This window comes from Staphylococcus massiliensis (genome assembly GCF_043186315.1).
Lineage (GTDB): Bacteria > Bacillota > Bacilli > Staphylococcales > Staphylococcaceae > Staphylococcus > Staphylococcus massiliensis.
In genome coordinates this window covers 886,911-909,700 of the sequence record NZ_CP171119.1, presented here as the reverse complement: position 1 = coordinate 909,700, position 22,790 = coordinate 886,911, and the positions used below count along the sequence as shown (strand labels likewise).

Genomic DNA, 22,790 nt, shown 5'->3' with positions numbered 1-22,790 from the left:
CTTTTTATGCATTTAAAAGACAAAGCACCGAAGGAAATTCGAGAACTTATTAGAAGTAACCAACTTAGACAACATACGAGTGGTATGGCTGACGGTTTTATTCAAGCAAATGTCGTGATATTACCTGAGAAATATGCGTATGACTTCTTGAAATTTTGTTTAAGAAATCCTAAAACTTGCCCGTTAATAGATGTTTCTGAAACGGGTGAAACTTCTTTTCCTATATATGGTAAGGATGCGGATATTAGAACGGATGTCGGTGAGTACTACGTGTATCACGACGGCGTTCGAACGGATGTTGTCGAAGATATCAAGGATATTTATACGGATGACATGGTGAGCTTTCTGATCGGTTGTAGTTTCACATTTGAGCATGCGCTATTAAAGTCTGGCATTCCTTTAAGACATTTAGAGGAAGGTCATAATGTGCCGATGTATATGACATCGATTCCAACGACTGAAAGTGGCTTGTTTAACGGACCTGTAACAGTAAGCATGCGTCCGATGACAATGGAACAAGTCATTAAGGCAACTGAAATTACCACTAACTTTAAGGATGTTCACGGCGCGCCGATTCACATCGGTGATCCTAGTGCAATCGGTATCAAGGATATCTCTAAGCCTGATTTCGGTGAACCCGTAGAAATACGTGATGGCGAAGTGCCCGTATTCTGGGGTTGCGGGGTAACACCGCAATCAGTAGGTCTTAGTGCGAAACCTGAGTTAATGATTACGCACGCGCCAGGTTACATGTTTATCACAGATGTTAAAGAAACTGAAATATTATATTAACGAAAAAAGGTTGGGCATATTATAGCAATTCTCTTAAACAGCATGCTTTCCTGGGGCATGGCCGGAGCCTGTAGTCTCCTAAAGCCCAACTCGTATTTTCAATACGATAGTTGGACTTACAAAGAAGCTCAGGCTTCTTTGTTCATGAGGAAGAGCCCCGGCTTGCATAGCTTGTTATTTTGCTACGCAAATTTCTTTGCCGGGGCCCCGCCCTCTGAGTCAGCTGTTTTGAGAATTGTATGAAATAAAGCTTAAACGCTCTATTTCACAACTTATGTCCCAACCTTTTTTGGTTTGTAATATGAAATTTGACCGATTTGGTTATAAAGTGCTTTTAAATAATGGGCTTAAGTCCCTACCTAGTTATATAAGGCTTTTCAAGGATAAGCATGAAACCCCGCCTAAAACTATAGGGCTTTTCAAAGATGGGCAAGAAACCCATCAAATTATTTAGTCGGAACTGGCCAAGTTTCCATGTTTTCAGCCATGTCCCAGAACATGTACTCGAAGTAACTTGTGCGCACGATGATGTCTTCAAGCTCTTGAAGTTGCGCCTCAGTCTTGCCTTCAGCCGCACGGTTCATAAGCTCGATGCAATCCTCTTTGAACTGCGTGAACTCGTCAGATGCGTACATCTTAACCCATTCGCCGTAAAGTTCATGATCACGAGCGCCTTCGATTTCATCTAGTTTCAATCCAATATAATTGTAACTCCACGTACACGTTAAGACCGCAGCAATCACGTTCTCGATTCCGCCGCGCTGCGCTAAATTCAACATATAACTTGTGTAAGCACTTGTCGTCGCAGCAGGCTTCGTGTCCTCTAGCATTTCAGGTTCGATACCAAATTTCTGCGCGTATTGACGATGTAAATCCATCTCAATGTTAAGCGTCCCATGCACAAGCTCACTGTACGTCGTCATCATCGATAAATCCGTAGACTTCTGAACCCCAATCGCGAACAGGCGCGCATACTCGATTAAATAAATATAATCTTGCTTCATCCAATGCATAAATTTCTCTTTATCAAGCGTCCCATCGCCAATCCCTTTCACGAAAGGATGCTCAAGGTAAGACGCCCAAATTGGTTCCACTCGTTTAAAAACGCGATCCGTAAATGCCATGTTAGATACCCCCGTAAATTAATATAACTGTCATTTAAGTATATCACGATGTGAAATTCTTAATCATTTGAAAAGCCCTTTGGGATTACGGGGTGTTGTATAAAGGCGGGCCATGTTACATTGTTTACCCCAGTCATTGTAATAAGGAAAATTTTCGTAACCGAAAATTTCTCATTATTTAAATCGATCGAGTAAGTATTGATTTAGATTTCGAAATGGTCACGGGGCCGTTATGCGATTGTTTTATTTTTCTTTCGCACAACGGCCCCCTTATGCGATTGTTTTATTTTTCTTTCGCGTAACGGCCCCCTTATGCGATTGTTTTTACTTTCTTTCGCACAACGGCCCCCTTATGCGATTGTTTTTACTTTCTTTCGCACAATGGCCCCCTTATGCGATTGTTTCAATTTTCTTTCGCACAATGGCCCCCTTATGCGATTGTTTCAAATTTCTTTAGTCTAACGAACACCCTTCGATACACAATTCCCTTAAATGGTCGCAATTCCCTTAAAGGAATTGCATCCTTTTTAACCAAAAATTCTACGTCATCCCCTCCCTCCAACGAAAGCAGAAAAAAGCACAACACGATGATGCTGTAGTCCCCTAAACTACATAAGCATCTGTGTTGTGCTTTAAAATTTATCTATTCATGAGAAATATAGTGTGATTTGCCTTTTAAAAAGAGACTTAAAACTAAGGCAATAAAGCTTAACGCGGTTGCGACCCAGAATGCACTATTGATGCCGTGTACTGACGCTAATTTCATAACGTATTCTATCAGCACGTTGGTACCTTGTTCTTGGCCACCCATACCTTCAGCTAGTTCGCGTAATCGATCTTGTATCATAGAATTTGTTTTATCGAGATCTTGTGCGTAAGTTGCTTGGTATTGAGTAGTTTGTTGCGTCATTACGGTAACTAAGATTGCTGTACCGATAGAACCACCTAGTTGACGTAACGTGTTAACTAAGGCGTTACCATGTGGAATTAGGCGTTGTGGTAAAGCGTTCATACCTGCAGTCATAATCGGCATCATGATAAAGCTCATACCGAATGAGCGAATCACATAAATAAGCACGATTTGGCTATACGGTGTATCCATGTTCAGTTTGGTTAACTCCCATGTACCGTAAGTCATGATCGCAAGGCCTACTATCGCAAGTGGTTTGATACCAATCATATCTAGTAATTTACCAGCGATAGGACCCATTAAGCCCATCACAAGTGCACCAGGTAGCAGAAGTAAACCTGAATCTAATGCACTGAAACCTCTTAAGTTTTGGAGGTAAATTGGTAGTAATAACATACCACCGAATAAACTCATCATTGTAATAATGTTAATTGTTGACGTAAGTGTGTAACCAGAATATTTTAGTACTTCAAAGTTCAACATTGGAGCACGCATAGACATTTCTCTAAATACGAATAAAATCGTGAAGATAATACCAATGATAAATGTCACGATAATTTTGATTGAGCCCCAACCGTCATTTCCGGCTTCACTAAACCCGTATAATAAAGCACCAAAGCCGAGCGTACTAAATATGATGCCTAAAATATCGGCTTTAGGATTTGTCGTTTCTTGATAAACTTTAAACCAAATATAACCAAGTAGTAACGCGATTAAACCTACGATAAACATACCGTAGAACATAATATTCCAGTGGTAATTTTCAACGATATAACCTGATAGCGTCGGACCGATGGCTGGTGCTAAAATCATTGCTACACCAAGTAAGCCCATTGCGGCACCACGACGTTCAGGTGGAAATATTGTCATAAATACGTTCGTACCAAGTGGCATTAATACACCAGCACCAATCGCTTGTAAGACACGGCCGACCATCATAATAGGGAAACTACCGGCTAGGCCACAAACGAGTGAACCGAGTGTAAATAATGTCATCGCAACTAAGAAGAGTTTGCGGTACGTATATTTATTGAATAAAAAGGCACTAATTGGAATTAAGATACCATTTACCAACATAAATCCTGTCATTAACCACTGACCTGTTGAGTTTGAAATACTGAAATCATTAATCATTACAGGTAATGCAGTATTTAATAACGTTTGGTTTAAGATCGCAATGAACATACCGAAGATCATAGCGACAAGAATTTGCCATTTCGAAATGCCTTTTCCGAAAGTGAAGGCTGCCGCTTTAGATTTAGCACTTTCATTTACAGATTCATCTTCCGAGTCATCTATGCTAAACGATTTGTTGTAATCGTCGTTTGTACGCTTCGTATTATGAGAAGTTTGCTTAGCTTTCTTCTTCTTACCGTTCTTGATTAAAAGAAAGTTAAGTCCAGCAATTAAGAGTAACGCCACTATGACGTATAAAATGACGATGGTCATATTCATACGATGACCCCCTTAATTTTTATGAATGCGTACTTCAGCATTCATCCCCGGAACTACGTGATCTTCTGGTAATGAATCAAGTTCAATTTTTACTGGAACGACTTGAGAAACTTTAGTATAGTTACCATCACTATTAGATGAAGGCATAAGTGAGAAGCTTGATGCTGTTGCCTTACCAACGCGTTTAACTTCACCATTTACTGTAGATTTTTGACCATCAATTGTAACATCTACATCTTGGCCTTCTTCAACGTCTTTAATACTATTTTCATCTACATTTGCAGTAATATATAAATCATCTAAGTTATATGCATAAGCGAAAGGCTTACCTGCTTGTACCATGCTACCTTCTTTAGCTTCGGATTTAACGATAGTTCCTTTATTTGGCATTTTAATCTCATTCTTTTGAGGTGAACCATCTTTACCTTGTCCCATTACTTCTGCAACTTTATCATCTTTATCAAAAGTCTTGTTCTCTTCTAACTCTGTTGATTTCACTTGACCAGGTGTCGGACTAGAAATCTTCATTTGCTCGCCATCGACTTTCGCATTATCTGTCTTCACAAAATTCGTTGCTTCACTATAAAAGTGAAATCCAACAATACCGATAATTGCTAATAATGCAATCGTGACGATATTTGCGATAATTAACTTCTTCATCGATTTAACCTCCTAAAGTAAATTTACTTTATAAATTATAAAAGGTTACTTTATGAATTAAAACCAACAATTCAAATGAATGTGTTGGAATTAGATTTCTAGTATAATGAGTAACGGTGAATAGATATGAAAAAACAAGCTCGTAAACGTATTATCCATAACATGGTTGTATTACTTGAGACATATCCTATGGATGACATTACAATTAAAATGATATGTGCGTATAGCGATATTAACCGCTCTACGTTCTATGCCTATTTCGAAGATAAATATGAACTTGTGAATACCATCAAGAACATACATCTTGATCGTTATCGTAAATTAATGAGATTCGTATATTTTAACTTCGATATTTTTAGAAACAATCCGGACAAGGTCACGCAGTTATATCGCATTGTGTTTAAATATTTAAAGCGATACCAAACCTTTTTCAAAGCAATCATTGTCACGCACCCGAACGAAGCCTTGATTCGCTCTTATATGAAACTATCACATCGCGGTTATCATAAAATTCTAAGTGACCTAACGAATATTAAGCATGTCGACTATCAGGTTCAATTTAATTTAGGTGGTCAAATGGCCATTATTTATACTTGGCTAAAAAATGATACGAAAGAATCACCTGAAGAAATGGCGCAATTACTTTATCAACGCTTAACAACCCGTAAGCCAAATTAAAAGCACCCCAGTTTCTACTAATCACTGGGATGCTTGACGTTTAAAGTAGTCTTCTCGCGTTAAACTACGTATACAATAGTCAACAACGTTACCTTTAACTTTGACGTAACTTGGTAGTACACCTCTATACCGCATATTTAACCGCTTCAAGACACGTTCTGACGCCGTATTATTGACGTCATGGAACGCATGCATTTCATTAAGGTTCAAGACTTCAAATCCGAGCTCTAATAATTTAGAAGCCGCTTCGTGCATGTAACCTAAACCGGTGTATGCTTTGTTTAGGACGTAGCCAAGTTCGCCCGTAGCATTCTCCGCGTCTACGCGTATATCGATAGCACCTATGACGCGTGCGTTACTTTTAAGTTCCAAGGCATATTTACCTAAAGGTGCCCCCATGTAGTACGCTGCGATGGTATGTCGACTATCTTCAACCGATGTATGTCTTTCGAAAGTGACAAACCGTGCTGTTTCATCATCGCTCGCATACGTATATAAATCTTCCGCATCACTTAACTTAAACGGGCGTAGCTTTAAGCGATCGGTTTCTAAAACAATATGTTCTGCAAGTTTAAGTTCAACTGACATCGTGCTCCCCCTTTTTAACAGTTATTAAAATTAAATATAAGTGAAATGTTCTGAATTTTCAATCTTTTAACTTCATTATCTATGAAAAGACCTTAAGATTTAAAAGTGCATTTAAACATGACTTCTAAAACTTAAGGCCTTCAATCATTCTATGAGAATAATTCTTTTAATTTATGCGTTAAACTATTCTTCTCTTTTTCTTCTTTTTCTTTCTTTTCAACATATTGATTAATTTCATCTTGATCAAAGTCTAAAGTTATCGATGTCTTTTTCTCGAGCTGGGCTTTTCTTAAACTAACCGTTTCGGTCTTAAATTGCTTATCCTTAGCTTTACCAATCGCTGAAATTTTTATCTCATGATTTAACGGATAAGGACCGTACAGTTTATCCGCATCATACTCTTGTTCTTTATCATTTATCGTTACTTTTACAGATTTATCTTTAATCTTATCTGCGTGATTCAACTTAATATCTAAATTTGCTTCCTTAAATTCTTCTTGAACAGGAATTGTGTCGGCTTCGCCATCGTTATAATCGAATTTAAGCTTTCCTTTAAACGTACCTTTATCTGTCTCACGCTTTGCCTCGAGTTCATACTCACCTGGAATATAGTTACCAAGAACAATTTGTTCATTTGCCTTACCTACGACAGTCTTCGTCTTCCCATCATTGTGGAAATGATACGTTGAATCTTCCTCAGGTTTTACAACCGCTTGTTTCGTAGGCGCTCGGAAGCTTAAGTTATCAAATAAAAAGTAACGACGTCCGTTCTTACTAATACGTAAGACTTTATGATCTTTAACTTTTGGTGACGTGACAAAGTAAGCCACACTTTTATTGTTATCAAGCTTGTCAATCGTGCTATATACGTCTTCTTTATAATTTTCGATACCAACACGTTCTTTAATATATTTCGCATAGGCTTTTGCTTCTTCTTTACTAACCTTTGATTCTTTAGTACTTAAAATGTAGGACAATCTTTGCGTGTCGTTATGTTCAATTGAATTAATTAACGTCTTCGCTTGAGCTTTTGGTGAATTAAAATTACTCAATAAAATAAATAGTATAAGTAATAAAATGAGAATGAATAAACCGATACCAAGTGGAATGATTTTTTTAATAGAAGGTTTTTTGGATGTATATTTTTGTCTTCGGTTAAAATCATCTTGATTTTGTTCTACATCAACACGTTTCCCACAATATGTACATAATAGTTGGTCGTCTTTTAATGGTTCATTACAATATGGACACTTCATCATTACACCTCTTTTCATGACTGATACTTCGAAGCAATTTGTATACTTTTAAACCTTTATAATGATGACGGTTTATGTTCAAAATTTCAATCATACTTATGTTGGATATTGAATATAGGACAATATATTTTTATTTACACAATATAATTATACCACGTTTTCATCTTAAACTTTTTTTAAAATAAATGACATACCCTTGATAAAAATAACACGATATTTACACAGAATCCGACTTGAGTCCTAATTTCTGAAATATAGTTGACACATATCAACTAATATTGTAAAGTTTCTATATCAGTTTTTATAAAGGGAGGAAAAGTATGAAGACGATACTCAAATTCAGATGGGTCATTTCACTTATCGTTGTCGTTCTAATTGCATGTTCGCTCATCTTTGCGCCCAACCTATCAGACCTTGCGAACCAACAAGGTGAAGTTAAGCCATCCAAAGATATGACTTCGCAACAATATAAAGAAGTCTTAAAAGATGCAGGTGCCAAAGTAAACAGTAATAGTGCAATCATAGAGTTAAAAGAACCACTCTCTAAAGACAATAAACAAGATATCCGAGATTACGTCAAAGATATGGAAGACATTAAGGAAGTTGATAACGTTCTATCACCCCTTGAGAATAAAGACACCGAAGATGCACTCGTGTCAGATGATAAAAAGACTATCATGATTCCTTACAAAACAAATGATTCTAAAGATGAGACTTTAGCAGCTAAGAAAAAAGTGCAACAACTTAACCAAGACTTTAAAAAGGTACATCTCACTGGAGATACAATCATTCACGATGATATTACTCAAATTACAAATGATGGACTTAAGAAGACAGAAATTATAACCGTTATTCTTATACTCGCGATACTATTTGCGGTATTCAGATCTGTAACAACACCGTTTATACCACTATTTATCGTAGGTTTATCTTACGCTTTTGCGAAAGCGGTACTCGCATTACTCATTGAATACTTTAACTTTCCAGTATCGATTTATATTCAACCATTCCTAGTCGCCTTACTATTTGGTATAGGAACGGACTATTGTATTCTCATACTCAATCGATACAAAGAAGAGTTACCTAAACACAATTCAGTAAACGACGCTGTAGCGCATACGTTTAATAGAGGCGGAAGAACGATATTAATTTGCGCAGCAACGGTATTAGTCGGTTTCTCAGCCCTATTCTTTGTAAAATTCTCACTATTCCGTTCAGCGGTTGGTATTGCGATTGGTGTTATTTGCTTAATTATCGTGATGTTCACGATTATGCCGCTCATTATGTCGTTACTCGGTACTAAAACATTCTGGCCAAATAAAAATAAACAAAATCATAAAGATAATAAACTATGGGGTCGCCTTGGTAACTTCACAACTAAGAGACCATTCATCACATTGGTTATCGTCTTAGCAGTAAGCTTACCATTCGTATTGTTCGCTCCTAACAAGATTTCTTACAACAATACACATGAAGTAAGCGACGATGTAGCTTCCATCAAAGCATTAAACATTGTTAAAGATAAGTTCGGCATGGGTAAATCCTTCCCACTTCAAATCGCAATTAAAGACGATGATAAGCTAACAACGAAAAAAGGCGTTAATGACTTAGAAATTCTATCTAAAAACATTGAAGATGTTGACGGTGTTAAGAAAGTAAGCACCATTACACGACCTTCAGGCGATCCAGTTAAAGAACTCACTGCAACATATCAACTTAACGAGATGAAGAAAGGTCTTAATAAAACAAATAATGGTGTTACCAAAGTCAATGACGGCTTAGGTAAGATGAATGAACAAATGAGCCAAGCTCAATCAAGCCCTCAGTCTGGTAACCCTCAAGCCCAAGCTCAGCAACTCTCACAAGGTCTACAAAAATCTCAAGATGGTTTAGATAAGGTCGATAAAGGCCAAACTAAGATTTCTGACCGTCTTAGTGACATGTCTCAAGACGAATCCATGAACCAATCTGGTATGTATATCACTGACGACATGTTAAAAAATAAAGACCTTAATAAAGCAATCGATATGTACAGCGAAGATGATGGTAAGATTCTAAAACTCGACATCGAACTTGAAGACGATCCATTTTCAAAAGAGGCCATCCAAACAGTCAAGAATGTTAAACACGAAGTCAGCACTGTAACAGACTCAGGTTCATTTAAAGACAGTCGCTTTGAATATGGTGGCGTGTCATCTCAAAACAACGACCTTCAACAAATGGTCAACAACGATATGAACAAAGCGATATTCTTAATCATCTCATTCTTATTTGTGATACTTGTCATATTCAAGCGCTCAATCATTATGCCAGCCTATATGGTAGCGTCAATTCTACTCACGTACTATATGGCAATGGGTGTATCAAATATTATCTTTGATACATTTATCGATAAAAGTGGTCTATTGTATGTCGTACCATTCTTTAGCTTCGTCGTACTCATGGCGCTCGGTATCGACTACGCGATATTCTTACTCGATCGCTTCAATGAAGAAGTTAAAGCAAACGGCATCAACAACGCGTTACTTGTTTCAATGAAGAAGATGGGTACAGTAATTATGACTGCATGTATCATTTTAATTGGTACCGTCGCAGCACTTTACGCATCAGGAGCGCTTACACTAATGCAAATTGCGACAGTCGTTATCATAGGTTTAATCCTTTATAACATCCTGATGTTGCCATTATTCATTCCAGCACTCGTGACAACATTTGGTAAAGCAAACTGGTGGCCATTCAAGTATAAAGACAATTAATATGGTGCGTTAGAGACGTTTCCCTTTAATCCTCCTTGAAAAGCCCTATCGATAAAAAAATTGAAAATAGCCATAAAAAAACAGGTCTGAGATTCTACGACATTCTCAGGCCTGTTATTTTTATATATAAAGAAAATTTAAATTAAGCAAGACTTAAACGTTGAAGCGGTTTGAAGCGGATAATCTTGTTATAAAATTTAACGATTAACATGAAGTATAAATAGAATTTCTTGTACGATAATTGATAAACCGCTAATGGTAAAGTTGGGTATACTTCTTCAAGCACCATTAACACTTCATCTTTATCCATAATACGTCTAAACGTTAAGACAGCTTCGCCGCCATCGTCAGATACAGCGTGTTCGCCACCTTTTAAACGATACTCAAGATAACGATTTTCTTCATTTTCGTCACTTTTCGTTACATGTAATAAAGTTTTATTCGTAAACGGAATTTTAACCGAAAACTGATTAGAATCAAATGACATCATATTTGAAGACATAGACATTGCTTTCATTGTAATGAAATAACGGTCTGCCACTTTTGATAAAGGTTCATTTTCAGGTAATTGAACACGTTGAATAATTTTATTTCCGCTGATGTTGTCATAAGCTTTCTTACGGTTCATTTCTTTCTCACCATCATACGCAGATTTAACACTTTCCTCAAAGCTAATTTTACCGTAAGAAATTGAGTCCACTGTATTTTCAGGAGAGCGTTCCATATCGTGAACTAAACTTTCCATAAGAGGGTACACCATTTCTTTATTTTCACCTGTGATCAAGCTCACCCAGAACTTAGATAACCATACAGGTACGATTGGTAAATCAAACATAAAGATACGTTTGTTTAGAACCTTCGCCGTCTTTGTAAAAAGGTCTTTATATGTCATGTGGTCTTGGCCACCGATATCAATCGATTCGTTCTTAGAAGGGAAACGTTTTGTAAGTTTCGTTAAACCACTAATTACGTCCTCGATAGAAACAGGTAGCATCTTATGGTAAGCCCATTTTGGTAAAGGTAATACCGGTAAACGTTCAACAAGTTTCTTTAAGATTGGGTATGAACTACCTTTAACACCAACGATTAAACCAGCTCTTAATGTAGAAACTGGTACGCCATATGAACCTAAAATTTCTTCACATTCTAATCGGCTTCTTAAGTGTGGTGATAAGTTACCATCTTTCGGGATTAAACCACTCATGTAAATAATATGTTTAACGCCATTCGCCTTAGCTGCTTTCGCAAAGTTATCAGCTAATATTGCATCCATATCTTCAAAGTTAGCTATCGTGTTACTTGAGCTAGGCATCATTGAGTGTACAAGATAAACTGCGATGTCAACCCCTTCCATAACGCGGTTAATATCATCATACGAGAATAAATCCGCGCTTTTCCAAGTGACATTGTCTGAATCCTCTTTGTTTTTAGTATTACGGGTAATCGCTACGATTTCATTATCATCTTTAAGCGATTTTAATAAGTTACCGCCTATATAGCCTGAAGCGCCTGTCAATAATATCTTTGACATCCCTATCCCTCCTTAAAAGTCATAAAACTACAAAAAGCTGTTCCGAAGAACAGCTTTAAAGGTAATCGATGATTATTTGCTAGACTTGCTTCCGCCTTTTTCACCGATTTCTTTGTAGAATTCTTTACTATGGTTCTCAGCAGTAGCTTCGCCGCCTTTTTTACCTGCTTCTTCATAGCTCATTTTGCTATCGTTTGAGTTATTGTTGTTGTTTGAAGAATTGTTTGAGTTATTGTTATTATTGTTGTTAGAGTTATTATTGTTGTTGTTATTAGTGTTATTAGTTGAATTGCTTGGGTTGTAGTCATATTCGTTGTCTACATTCCCATCTTTGTTATATACAGTTAATTTACTGTTGTTGTTTTCAGCGTGTTGTTTAGCTTTATCAACCGCTTCTTGTTTGTTGTCATGTTTACTTGTTGCTTGTTCGTTACCTTCTGAAGTGATTACCCATTCGTCGTTTTCATGTTTTACATAAAAATTACTTTTAGCCATTATAAATTCCTCCTAAAGGTTATTTAGTGCCTTGCATTTGTTAAACTGTTACCACCTTACAATAAATGTAAACAGACATTTTTTTAATTCCTCACACCCCTTTCGTGTAAAATGTATGTTATAAAAGGATTTTAGCGACAAAATATTTTTTTCGCTAAATTCGTAACATATACTTTAGCTAGGGCATTTTTAATTTTTTTAAATTATTTTTTAGTATTATCTAAAAGCATTCCAATAAATAAATTCCTTTTAATAAAATAAAAAAAGCTTACAGTTTGAGAACGTTATCATAGGGAAGTTAACAAGTAAGTGACTTTATAAGAGATGTTCAACTATTTTTCATTTCTTTTAAAAAAGGGGGTATGTACGTGGCTAAAATATTATTAACTGAACCTGAAACGCAGCTCGGTTATTTATTACTACAGAAGTTAAAACAAGATTATGAAGTACTCGCGATCACTAACGATGTACCTCTTAGACCAGATGAAGAAAATGTGAAGTGGGTTCAAGCGGACTTATTTTCACTTAGAGAAGCAAATCAAGTCTTAAAAGATATCGATATCGGCATTTATCTCGTGCACTCAATGACACCTAATGCACGCTTAACGCAAGCGAATTTCCAAGATATGGACGCGATGCTCGCTGACAATTTCGCCAGAGCAAGTAAGCGAAATGGTGTTAAACACATCGTTTATCTTAGCGGATTAATGCCGAAGCATAAGATTTTGTCTAAACATTTAGATAGTCGTCGAGAATGCGAGAAGATACTTGGTTCATACGGTATTCCTGTGACAGCCCTTAGAACGGGTATTATCGTCGGTTCGAATGAAACATCATATTCAATCCTAGAAAATATTGTGAAACGTATGCCGATTATCCCGTTACCTAAATATGCACATAATAAGACACTCCCAGTCGCTATGGAAGATGTCATTGACGCATTGAATACAATTGTTAATAGAGAAGCAGACGCCCACAAGATTATCGATATTGGCGTTAAACATCACTACACGTATAAAGAATTATTTAAAATAACAGCACAAATTTTAAAGAAGAAGCGTATTATGTTCGACATGCCGATTATTCCGTTATGGCTATCTAAATTTGTGATTTCTAATATAGTACCTAACGACAAAGCAACCGTTTATCCGTTAATGGATAGTTTAATTCACGATATGACACGTCGTCCTGAGCATACGGAATACCCACTGTCTTACGGAAAGTTAGATTTAATAAGCAGTATTATGAAAACGACTTCTTACCAAATTAAGAAAGTCGATCTAGTGAAAAGGGAAGCACCAAAAGGTGTCAAATCAATTCAAAGGTTTGAAATTCCAACAACGTATACCATGGACGACATCGCTTTAAACTATGGTCGTTATTTACACGCTGTTACGTTATCAATTGTAGATAGTACGATTGAAGAAGATTGCTTTACGATTCGTATACCATTTCTAAACATTCCTATTATTGTGATGGCTAAGGACGTTGAACATTCAAGTCCTGATCGTGTTCTGTACTATATTAAAGGTGGTAAGCTCGCGAATAAAAAAGGTATTGGTAATGCCCGTTTAGAATTTAGACGCATTCTTGATTCAAATGAAGTCATTATTGCGTTACAAGAATTTGAACCCTCACTACCATGGTATGTTTATAAGTATACTCAAGCACTCGTGCATAAAATTGTGATGGATTTATATCGCATTTATCTAAATCATTGGGTCAACAAACATGTTGAAACTCAAACGAAAACCTTGGACACTTAACATATTGTCCAAGGTTTTTTATTTATGTTGCGCATAATTATTTACGTATTCATTGAGGCGATCATCAACTATTTCAAGCACTTGTCTCACGTGATCCACTTCTTCAATAGATAAATCCGAAAGCATTGTTTGTGCTAAATCAGATATAACTGTTTTTGAGTGTTCGACATACGAACGCCCTTTTTCAGTTAACGTAATATACTTATATCGCTTATCTTCTAATGGTCCGTCACTCGTCCATTTCACCATATCTAAATTAATTAATTTTTTTATGCGTCTACTTACAGCTGCCTTATTAACCCCTTGAAACTCAGTGATTTCAGTTAGCGTTAAGGGCTTTTCATACGCTAACAAAGAGATAACGTGAGATTGCTCAGCTGAGATTTGGTAATCAGCGCGAATCGATTGTAGAATTTTGGTCTCAAATGCGTGGATATCATTAATAAATTTACCTAGAAAGTCAATGTGATTCTTAATTTGTTCTTGCGACACGTTGTGACACCTCACTTTTACTCCGAATGTTTAATTTAATTTTACCATTATATTGACTTTATTAAAAAGATTCTTTTCCTAAATGATTAGATTAACCTTTTAAGTTGCACGTTTCGTTAAAGTCCTCTAAATTAAAATTATAACGCGTAAATGAGGGGTTGTATGGCTATATTTCAAATCGCTTGTACGATAATCATGCTTGTGTTGATGGTAACTTTGATGTTTCAATCGCACCGATTTATGAATAATCATACGTACATTTCAACAATTATCTTAGGAATGTGTGTAATTTGCACATATGCTTTCACCTTAAACATACCACTACTCATTGCGGTAGTGACTGCGGTTGCGTTTCTAGGCTCCCTTTTAAAAAGCCCTACCGTCATAAAATCAGAACATGGTCGTGTGATGATTTTTAGAATCATAATGAGATATAGTATGTATCTTTCATTTATTATCGGTTGTCAGATGTTAGTACATCTTAATATATTCATCATAAGTCCACTTTTGAACTGGCTTAGTTATATTGTGATAAGCGCGCTTTTCGCATTTTCAATCTATACATTATGGGTGACGTTCTACTTATATCAACCTTTGAAATGTCGCGTCAAAGCCGTACTTATTTTAGGCGCAGGTATTTATACCGAAACAATTCCGCCCCTTTTGAAAAGCCGCTTAGATCGAGCGTTACAAATCTATCAAAATCAAAACCCTAAACCTAAATTAATTGTGAGTGGCGGTCAAGGCCCAGACGAACCTATTGCCGAAGCACTTGCGATGAAGCGCTATTTAATGAATCAAGGTGTTCCAGTTGAAGCGATTATCACGGAAGCTGAGTCGACTAACACTTATACCAATATGAAATTCAGTAAGCCATATTTAGATCCCTATATTCACGATCATCAACACATACTTTGTGTCACAAGTCATTTTCACATTGCACGCGCTCTAAGACTTGCGGAAAAACAACGCATACCTTTGATTGGTATAGGCAGCCAAACGCCTTACCACTTTTTAGACTATGCGATGATACGTGATTTCTTAGGCTTAATGTATCAATACCGCTTGTTACTGACAGTCTACTTTGCGACATTATTCATACTTTCTTTTATAAAACATCTCCTGTTTTAGAAAGTCTTTAATATTAAATAATACTATAATAAAAAGTTGTTTGTGGTTCTATTTAATTTCCTAAACAGCATGCTTTCCTGGGGCGTGGCTGGAGCCTGTAGTCTCCAGACTCACTCTACTCCCCTAGGAGTCAGCTGTTAGGAAATTAATATTATGGTGCTATTCAAGAACCTACTATATAAAAAGACCCGAGATACGTTTTCTAACGTCTCGGGTCTCGTTTTATTTAGGATTATTTTAACTAAAACGCTACTTATTTCTCAGAGGCTTTTCCTACATGAATACGCTGATCACCTGCATTAATAAGCCCTTTCTTAGACATAAATGTATAAATAACATAACTTAACACAGCTGGTAAAGCGACATAGAAAACGATAATCAACAACCAGGTTTCAATCGTTCCGCCCATGACTTTCACTGTCATAATCGGACCAACTAGACCACTCGTACCCATTCCAGCTCCTGCAGCATTATTCATCATTGGGAAGAATAGCGTCATGATCGGCGCCACTATCGCACTCGCTAATGTCGGTGGCACAATGATAAACGGGTGTTTGATAATATTCGGCACTTGAAGCATGCTTGTCCCGATGCCTAGTGACACGAGCCCACTAATACCATTATCTTTATAACTTGTAACTGCGAAGCCGACCATTTGAGCTGCACAACCTATCGTAGCTGCGCCAGCCGCTAAACCTGATAAATCAAGCATCAGTGCGAGTGCAGCACTCGATATAGGTGCTGTTAGACATAAACCAAAGATTACGGCGATTAAGATGCCCATAATAAATGGCTGTTGTTCAGTTGCCATGATAATCACATTCCCTAAAGACTTCATAAGTGAACTTAAAATAGGCCCGACAAATTTCGCAATTAAACCACCGATTATAAGCGTAAGAAATGGCGTTAAAATAATATCAATCTTTGTCTTACCTGCAAAGAAACGACTTAATTCTACAGTAACTAACGTCGCGATGTAAGCACCAACTGGCCCGCCTTTAAATGTATCGTAACCAAGTGTACCAACGATAATACTTGAAAAGATGACGAGCGGACTAGCGCCTAGACCATACGCAATCGCCCCACCTATAGCAGCCCCAGCAAACTTCATCGCAACTTTACCAATTTCGCTTAAGAACGTGATGTCTATCGCTTGAATTAACGTTTGGCTGCCAATTGTGTCCATAATCAAGCCGATAATAAGCGAGCTGAAGAGCCCTAGAGCCATGAAGTTCAACCCATCTATAAACCATCGATTTAAAACTTTTTTCATCATGATCCCCCTTGTGTCTATATTAAGAATCTCGATAATTATAACATAATATTGTAATCCAGTTTTTGCAATTTAAAAAAGCAACCCCTGTGGGCTCAGGGATTGCATAATGGAAAACATTTATTATTTTTATATGGGTATAATTTAACTTGTCTTTTAATCGGTTTTTTAAAAGTATTATTTCTTATTATTCTTGGTAATTTTAATATGGGCTTACTTATATTACTCAGAAAGAATTTTACCGTCTGATAATTCGATAACACGGTCTGCGTAATCAAATAGACGTTGATCATGTGTAACCATGATTCCAATTGAATTTTGTTTTTTAACTTGGTCTTTAATCATTTCTACAACTTCAATTGCACGACTCGCATCTAAGCTTGCTGTTGGTTCGTCGGCTAAGATAAGGTATGGGTGGTTCATCCAAGCACGCATAATTGCTACACGTTGCTTTTCACCACCAGATAAACTTTTTGGATAAACGTTCATACGGTGATCCATGCCGATTTGAGTTAATAATGATTTCGCACGCGTTTGTGCTTCTTTCTTAGACATACCTGCTTCTTGTCCAACGACTACTAGTTGGTCGATGACTTTTAAATAAGGTAATAAGTGTGATGCTTGGAAAATGAAACCAATGCTATTTAAACGCATGTTTGTTAAAGCACCTTGTGACTGACTTAAATAGGCCTTGTCATCTAATAACACATCACCTGAAGTAGGTGTCATTAATCCACCTAGGATAGATAATAGTGTTGACTTACCTGAACCGGAAGCACCGTTAAGTACTACAAGTTCACCTTCGTTAATTGTAAAGTCAATACCTTTTAATACGTCTGTCTTAGCTTCGCCTGTTCCAAATGACTTTTTAAGATTTTGAACTACTAAACTCATTAATTTGCACCTCCGATTGCTTCGATTGCATCAATCTTGAATACGCGGATGATTGATAATAATGCACCAATAATTGCCACTACGATAAAGATTAAGAATACGCCACCCATGATTAATGGTGTGATGTGGAATGGCATTGTGATTGGCATAATTGCTGATAATCCTAAGATGATGAGTAATGAAATAACAGTACCTAACACTGTGATAAATACGATTTGCATTAATAATGTCATTAATAAATGAGATGTTTTAATACCAATTGCTTTTAAGATACCAATTTCTGATGTTTTTTGAATTGTCATAACATAGAAGAATGCTGTTAATACGATTGCTGTAATGATGAATAAGCTTGCGATCATCATTGTTAATGGTGCTTGTTCTGCTTGGTAACTTGGAATTGCGTCTGTTAAATCTTTCTTGCTTACAACGTGTACGCCGTCGATGTCTTTAACTTTATCAACGTCGCCGTTTTTAACTGGATACATAGATGTTTGAACTGGTTTGATGTCATCCATCATGTCTTCACTTAATAAACCTACTGAGCTGTGTGAGTACATTGCGTCATTAAAGAAACCACTTACTTTTAATGTTTTATCAGCGTCTTTTAATTTAACTTCGTCGCCGATTTCAACGCCTTCTGCTTTAATTTTCTTATTTAATACAACTTCGTTTTTCTCTTTTGGATAGTCACCAGATTCTAAACTTGGACGTTCATTATCTGGTAATGATACGAACATCACATCTTCTTTAAAATCACCTTTTGACAGTGCCTGCATTGTTGACTTCATTGGCTTGCCGCCGATTTCATCTTCAATTTTCTTTTGTTGTTCTGGTGTAATCTTAGACTTTGTTAACTGATCTTCTGAATCATCATGTACGATGAACTTCTCCGATTTAAATTCGTCGATCATTGAGATGTTCTCTCTACCTAACCCTTGTGCTAAACCTGAAATAAATAAAACCATTGTTGCAAGTAAAATAACAATGAGTGTAATTAACATATACTTAAACTTATAGAACTTTAATTCTTTTAAAGCAAGTTTCATATTACTTTCGCTCCCTTTCCTTTTTTTATTGTATCTACACTATATAGTCGCTATGTGAACTGAATATGAACTCATGTCATAAAGTTTCATCTCATATCAAAATTTGTCATTCACTTTTCACAACGTCTATAATGGAATCAATGAGGTAAAGGAGGGACGACATGCCAGTTACATGTTTAATTGTGGATGATGATCCTCAAATTTTAAGATATGTTCAAACCAATATTGAAAAGGAGCATTTTATAGCCGTTACGAAACCAAGTGGCGAAGATGCACTTTCTTACCTTGAATCTAAAGATGTCGACATCGCGATCGTCGATATTATGATGCATGGTATGAACGGGTTTGAATTATGCCAAACTTTAAAAAACGATTATGAATTACCTGTCATTATGTTAACTGCACGTGATGCCTTAACGGATAAAGAACGTGCCTTTCTAGCAGGAACAGATGATTATGTCACAAAGCCTTTTGAAGTAAAGGAATTAATATTTAGAATTAAGGCCGTATTAAATAGATATAATATCAACCATAAACAAGTGCTTGAAGTCGGTGATTTAGTCATTGATGAACCGCAGCTCGAGATTAAAGCACATGGTAAGACGATGATCTTACCGAACAAAGAGTTCATGCTCATTAACATATTATCTGCGCATCCGAATCAAGTGTTTAGTCGTGAGGACCTGATTGAAACGATATGGGGTTTTGATTATGAAGGTGATGAACGTACTGTCGATGTTCATATTAAACGACTACGTAAACGTTTATCTAAATTAGAATCAAATGTTTCGATTAAAACGGTTCGCGGACTCGGGTACAAGGTGGTAACGTCTGATGTTTAAATCTTTGTACACACGCATCGCGCTCTACACGATAACCGTAATGATTATAAGCGCGTTATCAAGTTTTATATTAGCGAACATTTATTATCATTTTGATTTAAAGGAAAAGAATGACGCCAAAGTCATGGACACGTTGAAGGATTCGAAGCAGTATTTCGGTCGAGAAGAATCTCATGACTTACAACATTACTTCGAACATCTTGGCGATATGAACTATCAAGTGTATACAGTTGATGAACATGGTCAGTCGAGTTCTTATGGTGAACCCTTTAGGAAAATGAATCTAAGTGACGACGATATTAACCAAGTTCTTAATGGCAAGGATTATCATGGTATTAAAGAACGACCGTTTAATATTTTTATCACGGGATTCTTTGATAATGAATCGCGAAATACGGTAGGCACTACCTTTTCAACAAAGGATGGTAAGATTGCGGTGTTTGTAAGACCTGATATTGGTCATGCATTCGGTGAATTCCGTATCTTTCTTATCGTGTTATTAATATTATTGATTGCGATTTCAATTCTGTTGGTTATTGCGTCGACTTATACGATTGTGAAGCCGATTAAACAGCTTAAGTATGCGACAACGCGTCTTATGAACGGCGACTTTAATACACCGATTGAAATTACGCGTAAGGATGAACTTGGTACGCTGCAACAACGCTTTGAAACCATGCGTCTGTCGTTACAACAACTTGATGCGATGCGTCAGCACTTCGTTCAAAATGTGTCGCATGAAATTAAGACGCCGCTGACACATATACATCAACAGTTAGACCTTATGCAAAATGAGAATGACCAGAAGAAAAAAGAGGAACATATTAAAAACATCTATAATATTACGAATCGTTTGAGCGATTTAACGAGACAACTCTTGTTATTATCTGAAATTGATAACGGTGAACATCTCGAATTTAAAGACAGCATCAATCTGAAACATTTAATTCAGTCGATTGTAAGACATGAAAATTATCAAGTTGAGATAAAGTCACTCGTCATTATGTATGATTTAGACCATTTACGTATGCGAGGTAACTATCGTCTGATTTACCAAGCGCTTCAAAATATTATTTCGAACGCAATTAAATATACAGAGCCGTACGGTATTATTGAGGTAAATTTAAAGCGTGAAGAGAATTATATTGTCTGTGAAATTACCGATGACGGTAAAGGTATGACGCAAGAAACGCGGGACCATATCTTTGACCGTTTCTATAAACAAAGTGAGTATAAGGAAAGTAATGGTCTCGGTCTTCCAATTTCAAAATCCATTATCGACCTGCATCATGGTACTATTAATGTAGAAAGTGAAATTGGTGAAGGTACTACGTTTACGATTAAACTACCGTACAATGCGAATGACGAACATACTATTGAATGATGTTTAAATGAGGAGCGACTGCTTTGGGCAGTCGTCAGACTGTCGACAAAGTCCTACGGACTTGTCGGCATTTTTTATTTTTCAATATTTTACATAACAACCTGTTTGCCCATTTCTAGTATAATAATAATAATAAGATATTGAGGTGATAGTATGCTAAATAAATCTTCCAATAACAGAGAACAATTTGAAATGATTTCAATATCTCAGTTAGTTCCTGATGATCACTTGTTACGTAAAGTTGAAAAAGTCTTAGATCTTAACTTTGTTTATGATTTAGTGAAAGATAAATACTGCTTAGATAATGGCAGACCTTCTATAGACCCTGTAATTCTAGTAAAAATCCTTCTAATTCAAAAATTATTCGGTATTAAATCTATGAGACAAACTATAAAAGAAATTCACACTAATGTAGCGTACCGATGGTACTTAGGTTATGGATTCTTTGATAAAGTCCCTCATTTCGGTACTTTTAGCAAAAACTATACCCGCCGATTTTATGATAATAAGGTATTTGAAGAAATCTTCCAACACATCTTAGAAATTGCTTTTGAAAATGATCTTATTAATACCGAGCAAATTTTTATCGATTCAACTCATATTAAAGCCAATGCCAATAAAAATAAATATATTAAGAAAGTTGTTCAAATTGAAGCCAAAGCATACCAAAAAGAATTGGATGATGAAGTAAATCTTCTAAGAAAAGCCGATGGAAAAAAGCCTATAAAAAAGAAAAAGGAAGTGAAAACTAAATATATAAAAGAAAGTAAAACTGATCCAGAGTCTGGTTATTATGTGAAGAGCGAGAGAGAAAAGCAATTTGCCTATTCGCTACATGCATGTGTCGATAGACACGGCTTCATTTTAGATTCACATGTCACTCCAGGAAATGTCCATGATAGTACACAATTGAAACCTATGATAGAAAGAATGGAGAAATTAGGTTTAAAGGCGAGATATGTAGCAGTTGATTCTGGTTATAAGACTCCAGCTAACGCACACTATCTTATTGAAAAATTAATGATACCCGTGATGCCGTATACTCGGCCAAAAGGAAAAGAAGGTTTCTTCAAAAATCGCGATTTCATCTACGATGAATATTATGATAGTTATATTTGTCCTAATGATGAGTTTTTAACTTACAAAAGAACTATGCCCACTGGACACAGACTATATATGTCAAGTTCTGACACATGTCGTGAATGCCCATTATTGAGTAAATGTACCGAAAATAAACAGTTTCAAAAACAAATCCAAAGGCATGTATGGCAAGATGATTTGGATATAGTTGAAGACTTAAGGTTTATGGATTCAATTAAAAAAATATATAAAATGAGAAGCCAAACAATAGAAAGACGATTTGGTGATGCTAAAGAGCAACATGGTATGAGATGGACACGTTTTCGAGGTTTAGGAAAGGTGACAATGGATACGATGTTTACTTGTGCTGCGATGAATTTGAAAAAAGTAGCTACGTGGCTTACATAAGAGTCCGTGAGGACTTCTATTTTAAAGAATTTTATACATATTTTCGAAAAAATCATAAAAAAACAAACTACCGTTACACTTTTTATATGCTATAACGATAGTTTGTCTACAGTCTGGCGACTGCTTTGGGCAGTCGTTTCTTTTTTTATTGGAAATTGGAGATATTGCGGGTCGTTGGTTTACATGTTTTTAGAGTCTGGTAAATTCAAAGCTGTTTCGTTTACACGTT

The 22,790-nt window shown here is 36.3% G+C and carries 18 protein-coding genes and 2 pseudogenes; 8 read left to right on the top strand and 12 right to left on the bottom strand.

Features of this window, described 5'->3' with window-relative positions:
- Window positions 1-6 precede the first annotated feature (6 nt).
- Window positions 7-792, top strand: a complete 786-nt coding sequence (locus ACF3N8_RS04190) for a putative hydro-lyase (RefSeq protein ID WP_009382933.1) — start codon at window positions 7-9, stop codon at window positions 790-792.
- A 446-nt stretch (window positions 793-1,238) separates the two neighbouring features.
- Here ACF3N8_RS04190 and tenA read toward each other — a convergent pair whose 3' ends face one another.
- From tenA to ACF3N8_RS04175, 3 genes are all read right to left on the bottom strand, one after another.
- On the bottom strand, window positions 1,239-1,916 hold the full coding sequence (gene tenA / locus ACF3N8_RS04185; protein WP_009382935.1) for a thiaminase II: 678 nt from the start codon (window positions 1,914-1,916) through the stop codon (window positions 1,239-1,241).
- A 643-nt stretch (window positions 1,917-2,559) separates the two neighbouring features.
- On the bottom strand, window positions 2,560-4,281 hold the full coding sequence (locus ACF3N8_RS04180) for a DHA2 family efflux MFS transporter permease subunit (protein ID WP_392450304.1): 1,722 nt from the start codon (window positions 4,279-4,281) through the stop codon (window positions 2,560-2,562).
- A 12-nt stretch (window positions 4,282-4,293) separates the two neighbouring features.
- Window positions 4,294-4,941 (bottom strand): HlyD family secretion protein, encoded by a 648-nt coding sequence (locus ACF3N8_RS04175; RefSeq protein ID WP_009382937.1) that lies wholly within the window; start codon window positions 4,939-4,941, stop codon window positions 4,294-4,296.
- Window positions 4,942-5,067: 126 nt separating this feature from the next.
- On the opposite strand from ACF3N8_RS04175, the gene ACF3N8_RS04170 reads away from it, so the two are divergent.
- On the top strand, window positions 5,068-5,619 hold the full coding sequence (locus ACF3N8_RS04170; RefSeq protein WP_009382938.1) for a TetR/AcrR family transcriptional regulator: 552 nt from the start codon (window positions 5,068-5,070) through the stop codon (window positions 5,617-5,619).
- A gap of 21 nt (window positions 5,620-5,640) precedes the next feature.
- Here ACF3N8_RS04170 and ACF3N8_RS04165 read toward each other — a convergent pair whose 3' ends face one another.
- Both ACF3N8_RS04165 and ACF3N8_RS04160 read right to left on the bottom strand, forming a co-directional pair.
- A complete protein-coding gene (locus ACF3N8_RS04165; RefSeq protein WP_009382939.1) occupies window positions 5,641-6,207 on the bottom strand; it encodes a GNAT family N-acetyltransferase in 567 nt (188 codons plus the stop codon).
- Window positions 6,208-6,356: 149 nt separating this feature from the next.
- Window positions 6,357-7,463, bottom strand: a complete 1,107-nt coding sequence (locus tag ACF3N8_RS04160; RefSeq protein WP_238101706.1) for a zinc ribbon domain-containing protein — start codon at window positions 7,461-7,463, stop codon at window positions 6,357-6,359.
- Between the two features lie 320 nt (window positions 7,464-7,783).
- On the opposite strand from ACF3N8_RS04160, the gene ACF3N8_RS04155 reads away from it, so the two are divergent.
- Window positions 7,784-10,219, top strand: coding sequence for an MMPL family transporter (locus ACF3N8_RS04155; RefSeq protein WP_238101707.1), 2,436 nt, complete (start codon window positions 7,784-7,786; stop codon window positions 10,217-10,219).
- A gap of 142 nt (window positions 10,220-10,361) precedes the next feature.
- On the opposite strand, the gene ACF3N8_RS04150 is transcribed toward ACF3N8_RS04155, so the two are convergent.
- The 3 genes and pseudogenes from ACF3N8_RS04150 to ACF3N8_RS04140 all read right to left on the bottom strand — a co-directional run.
- Window positions 10,362-11,750 carry an NAD(P)H-binding protein gene (locus tag ACF3N8_RS04150; RefSeq protein ID WP_009382942.1) on the bottom strand — a complete coding sequence of 463 codons (1,389 nt, stop codon included), beginning with the start codon at window positions 11,748-11,750 and terminating at the stop codon, window positions 10,362-10,364.
- 75 nt (window positions 11,751-11,825) lie between these two features.
- Window positions 11,826-11,933, bottom strand: a pseudogene (locus tag ACF3N8_RS04145) (DUF2188 domain-containing protein); the annotation flags it as partial.
- 129 nt (window positions 11,934-12,062) lie between these two features.
- Window positions 12,063-12,245: pseudogene (locus ACF3N8_RS04140) on the bottom strand (DUF2188 domain-containing protein); the annotation flags it as partial.
- 368 nt (window positions 12,246-12,613) lie between these two features.
- Between ACF3N8_RS04140 and ACF3N8_RS04135 the strand changes: the two are divergent.
- The gene (locus ACF3N8_RS04135) at window positions 12,614-14,011 is read left to right on the top strand and encodes an NAD(P)H-binding protein (protein WP_017176789.1); all 1,398 of its coding nucleotides are present in this window, start codon (window positions 12,614-12,616) and stop codon (window positions 14,009-14,011) included.
- A gap of 18 nt (window positions 14,012-14,029) precedes the next feature.
- On the opposite strand, the gene ACF3N8_RS04130 is transcribed toward ACF3N8_RS04135, so the two are convergent.
- A complete protein-coding gene (locus ACF3N8_RS04130; protein ID WP_017176790.1) occupies window positions 14,030-14,503 on the bottom strand; it encodes a MarR family winged helix-turn-helix transcriptional regulator in 474 nt (157 codons plus the stop codon).
- A 162-nt stretch (window positions 14,504-14,665) separates the two neighbouring features.
- On the opposite strand from ACF3N8_RS04130, the gene ACF3N8_RS04125 reads away from it, so the two are divergent.
- Window positions 14,666-15,634, top strand: a complete 969-nt coding sequence (locus ACF3N8_RS04125; RefSeq protein WP_026048997.1) for a YdcF family protein — start codon at window positions 14,666-14,668, stop codon at window positions 15,632-15,634.
- 253 nt (window positions 15,635-15,887) lie between these two features.
- Here the strand turns inward: ACF3N8_RS04125 and ACF3N8_RS04120 are convergent, their stop codons facing one another.
- From ACF3N8_RS04120 to ACF3N8_RS04110, 3 genes are all read right to left on the bottom strand, one after another.
- Window positions 15,888-16,907, bottom strand: a complete 1,020-nt coding sequence (locus ACF3N8_RS04120; protein ID WP_017176792.1) for a PTS transporter subunit IIC — start codon at window positions 16,905-16,907, stop codon at window positions 15,888-15,890.
- Between the two features lie 222 nt (window positions 16,908-17,129).
- Window positions 17,130-17,801: an ABC transporter ATP-binding protein gene (locus ACF3N8_RS04115; protein ID WP_009382948.1), complete on the bottom strand. Its 672-nt coding sequence runs from the start codon at window positions 17,799-17,801 to the stop codon at window positions 17,130-17,132.
- Window positions 17,801-18,847, bottom strand: coding sequence for an ABC transporter permease (locus ACF3N8_RS04110; RefSeq protein WP_017176794.1), 1,047 nt, complete (start codon window positions 18,845-18,847; stop codon window positions 17,801-17,803). The genes ACF3N8_RS04115 and ACF3N8_RS04110 overlap by 1 nt, the downstream gene beginning before the upstream one ends.
- 161 nt (window positions 18,848-19,008) lie before the next feature.
- Here ACF3N8_RS04110 and ACF3N8_RS04105 point away from each other — a divergent pair, with 161 nt between their 5' ends.
- The 3 genes from ACF3N8_RS04105 (at window position 19,009) to ACF3N8_RS04095 (ending at window position 22,561) form a co-directional block, all read left to right on the top strand.
- Window positions 19,009-19,689: a response regulator transcription factor gene (locus ACF3N8_RS04105; RefSeq protein WP_238101708.1), complete on the top strand. Its 681-nt coding sequence runs from the start codon at window positions 19,009-19,011 to the stop codon at window positions 19,687-19,689.
- Window positions 19,682-21,073 carry a HAMP domain-containing sensor histidine kinase gene (locus ACF3N8_RS04100; RefSeq protein WP_009382951.1) on the top strand — a complete coding sequence of 464 codons (1,392 nt, stop codon included), beginning with the start codon at window positions 19,682-19,684 and terminating at the stop codon, window positions 21,071-21,073. The genes ACF3N8_RS04105 and ACF3N8_RS04100 overlap by 8 nt, the downstream gene beginning before the upstream one ends.
- A 153-nt stretch (window positions 21,074-21,226) precedes the next feature.
- Window positions 21,227-22,561 (top strand): IS1182 family transposase, encoded by a 1,335-nt coding sequence (locus ACF3N8_RS04095; RefSeq protein ID WP_103370597.1) that lies wholly within the window; start codon window positions 21,227-21,229, stop codon window positions 22,559-22,561.
- Window positions 22,562-22,790: the final 229 nt, after the last annotated feature.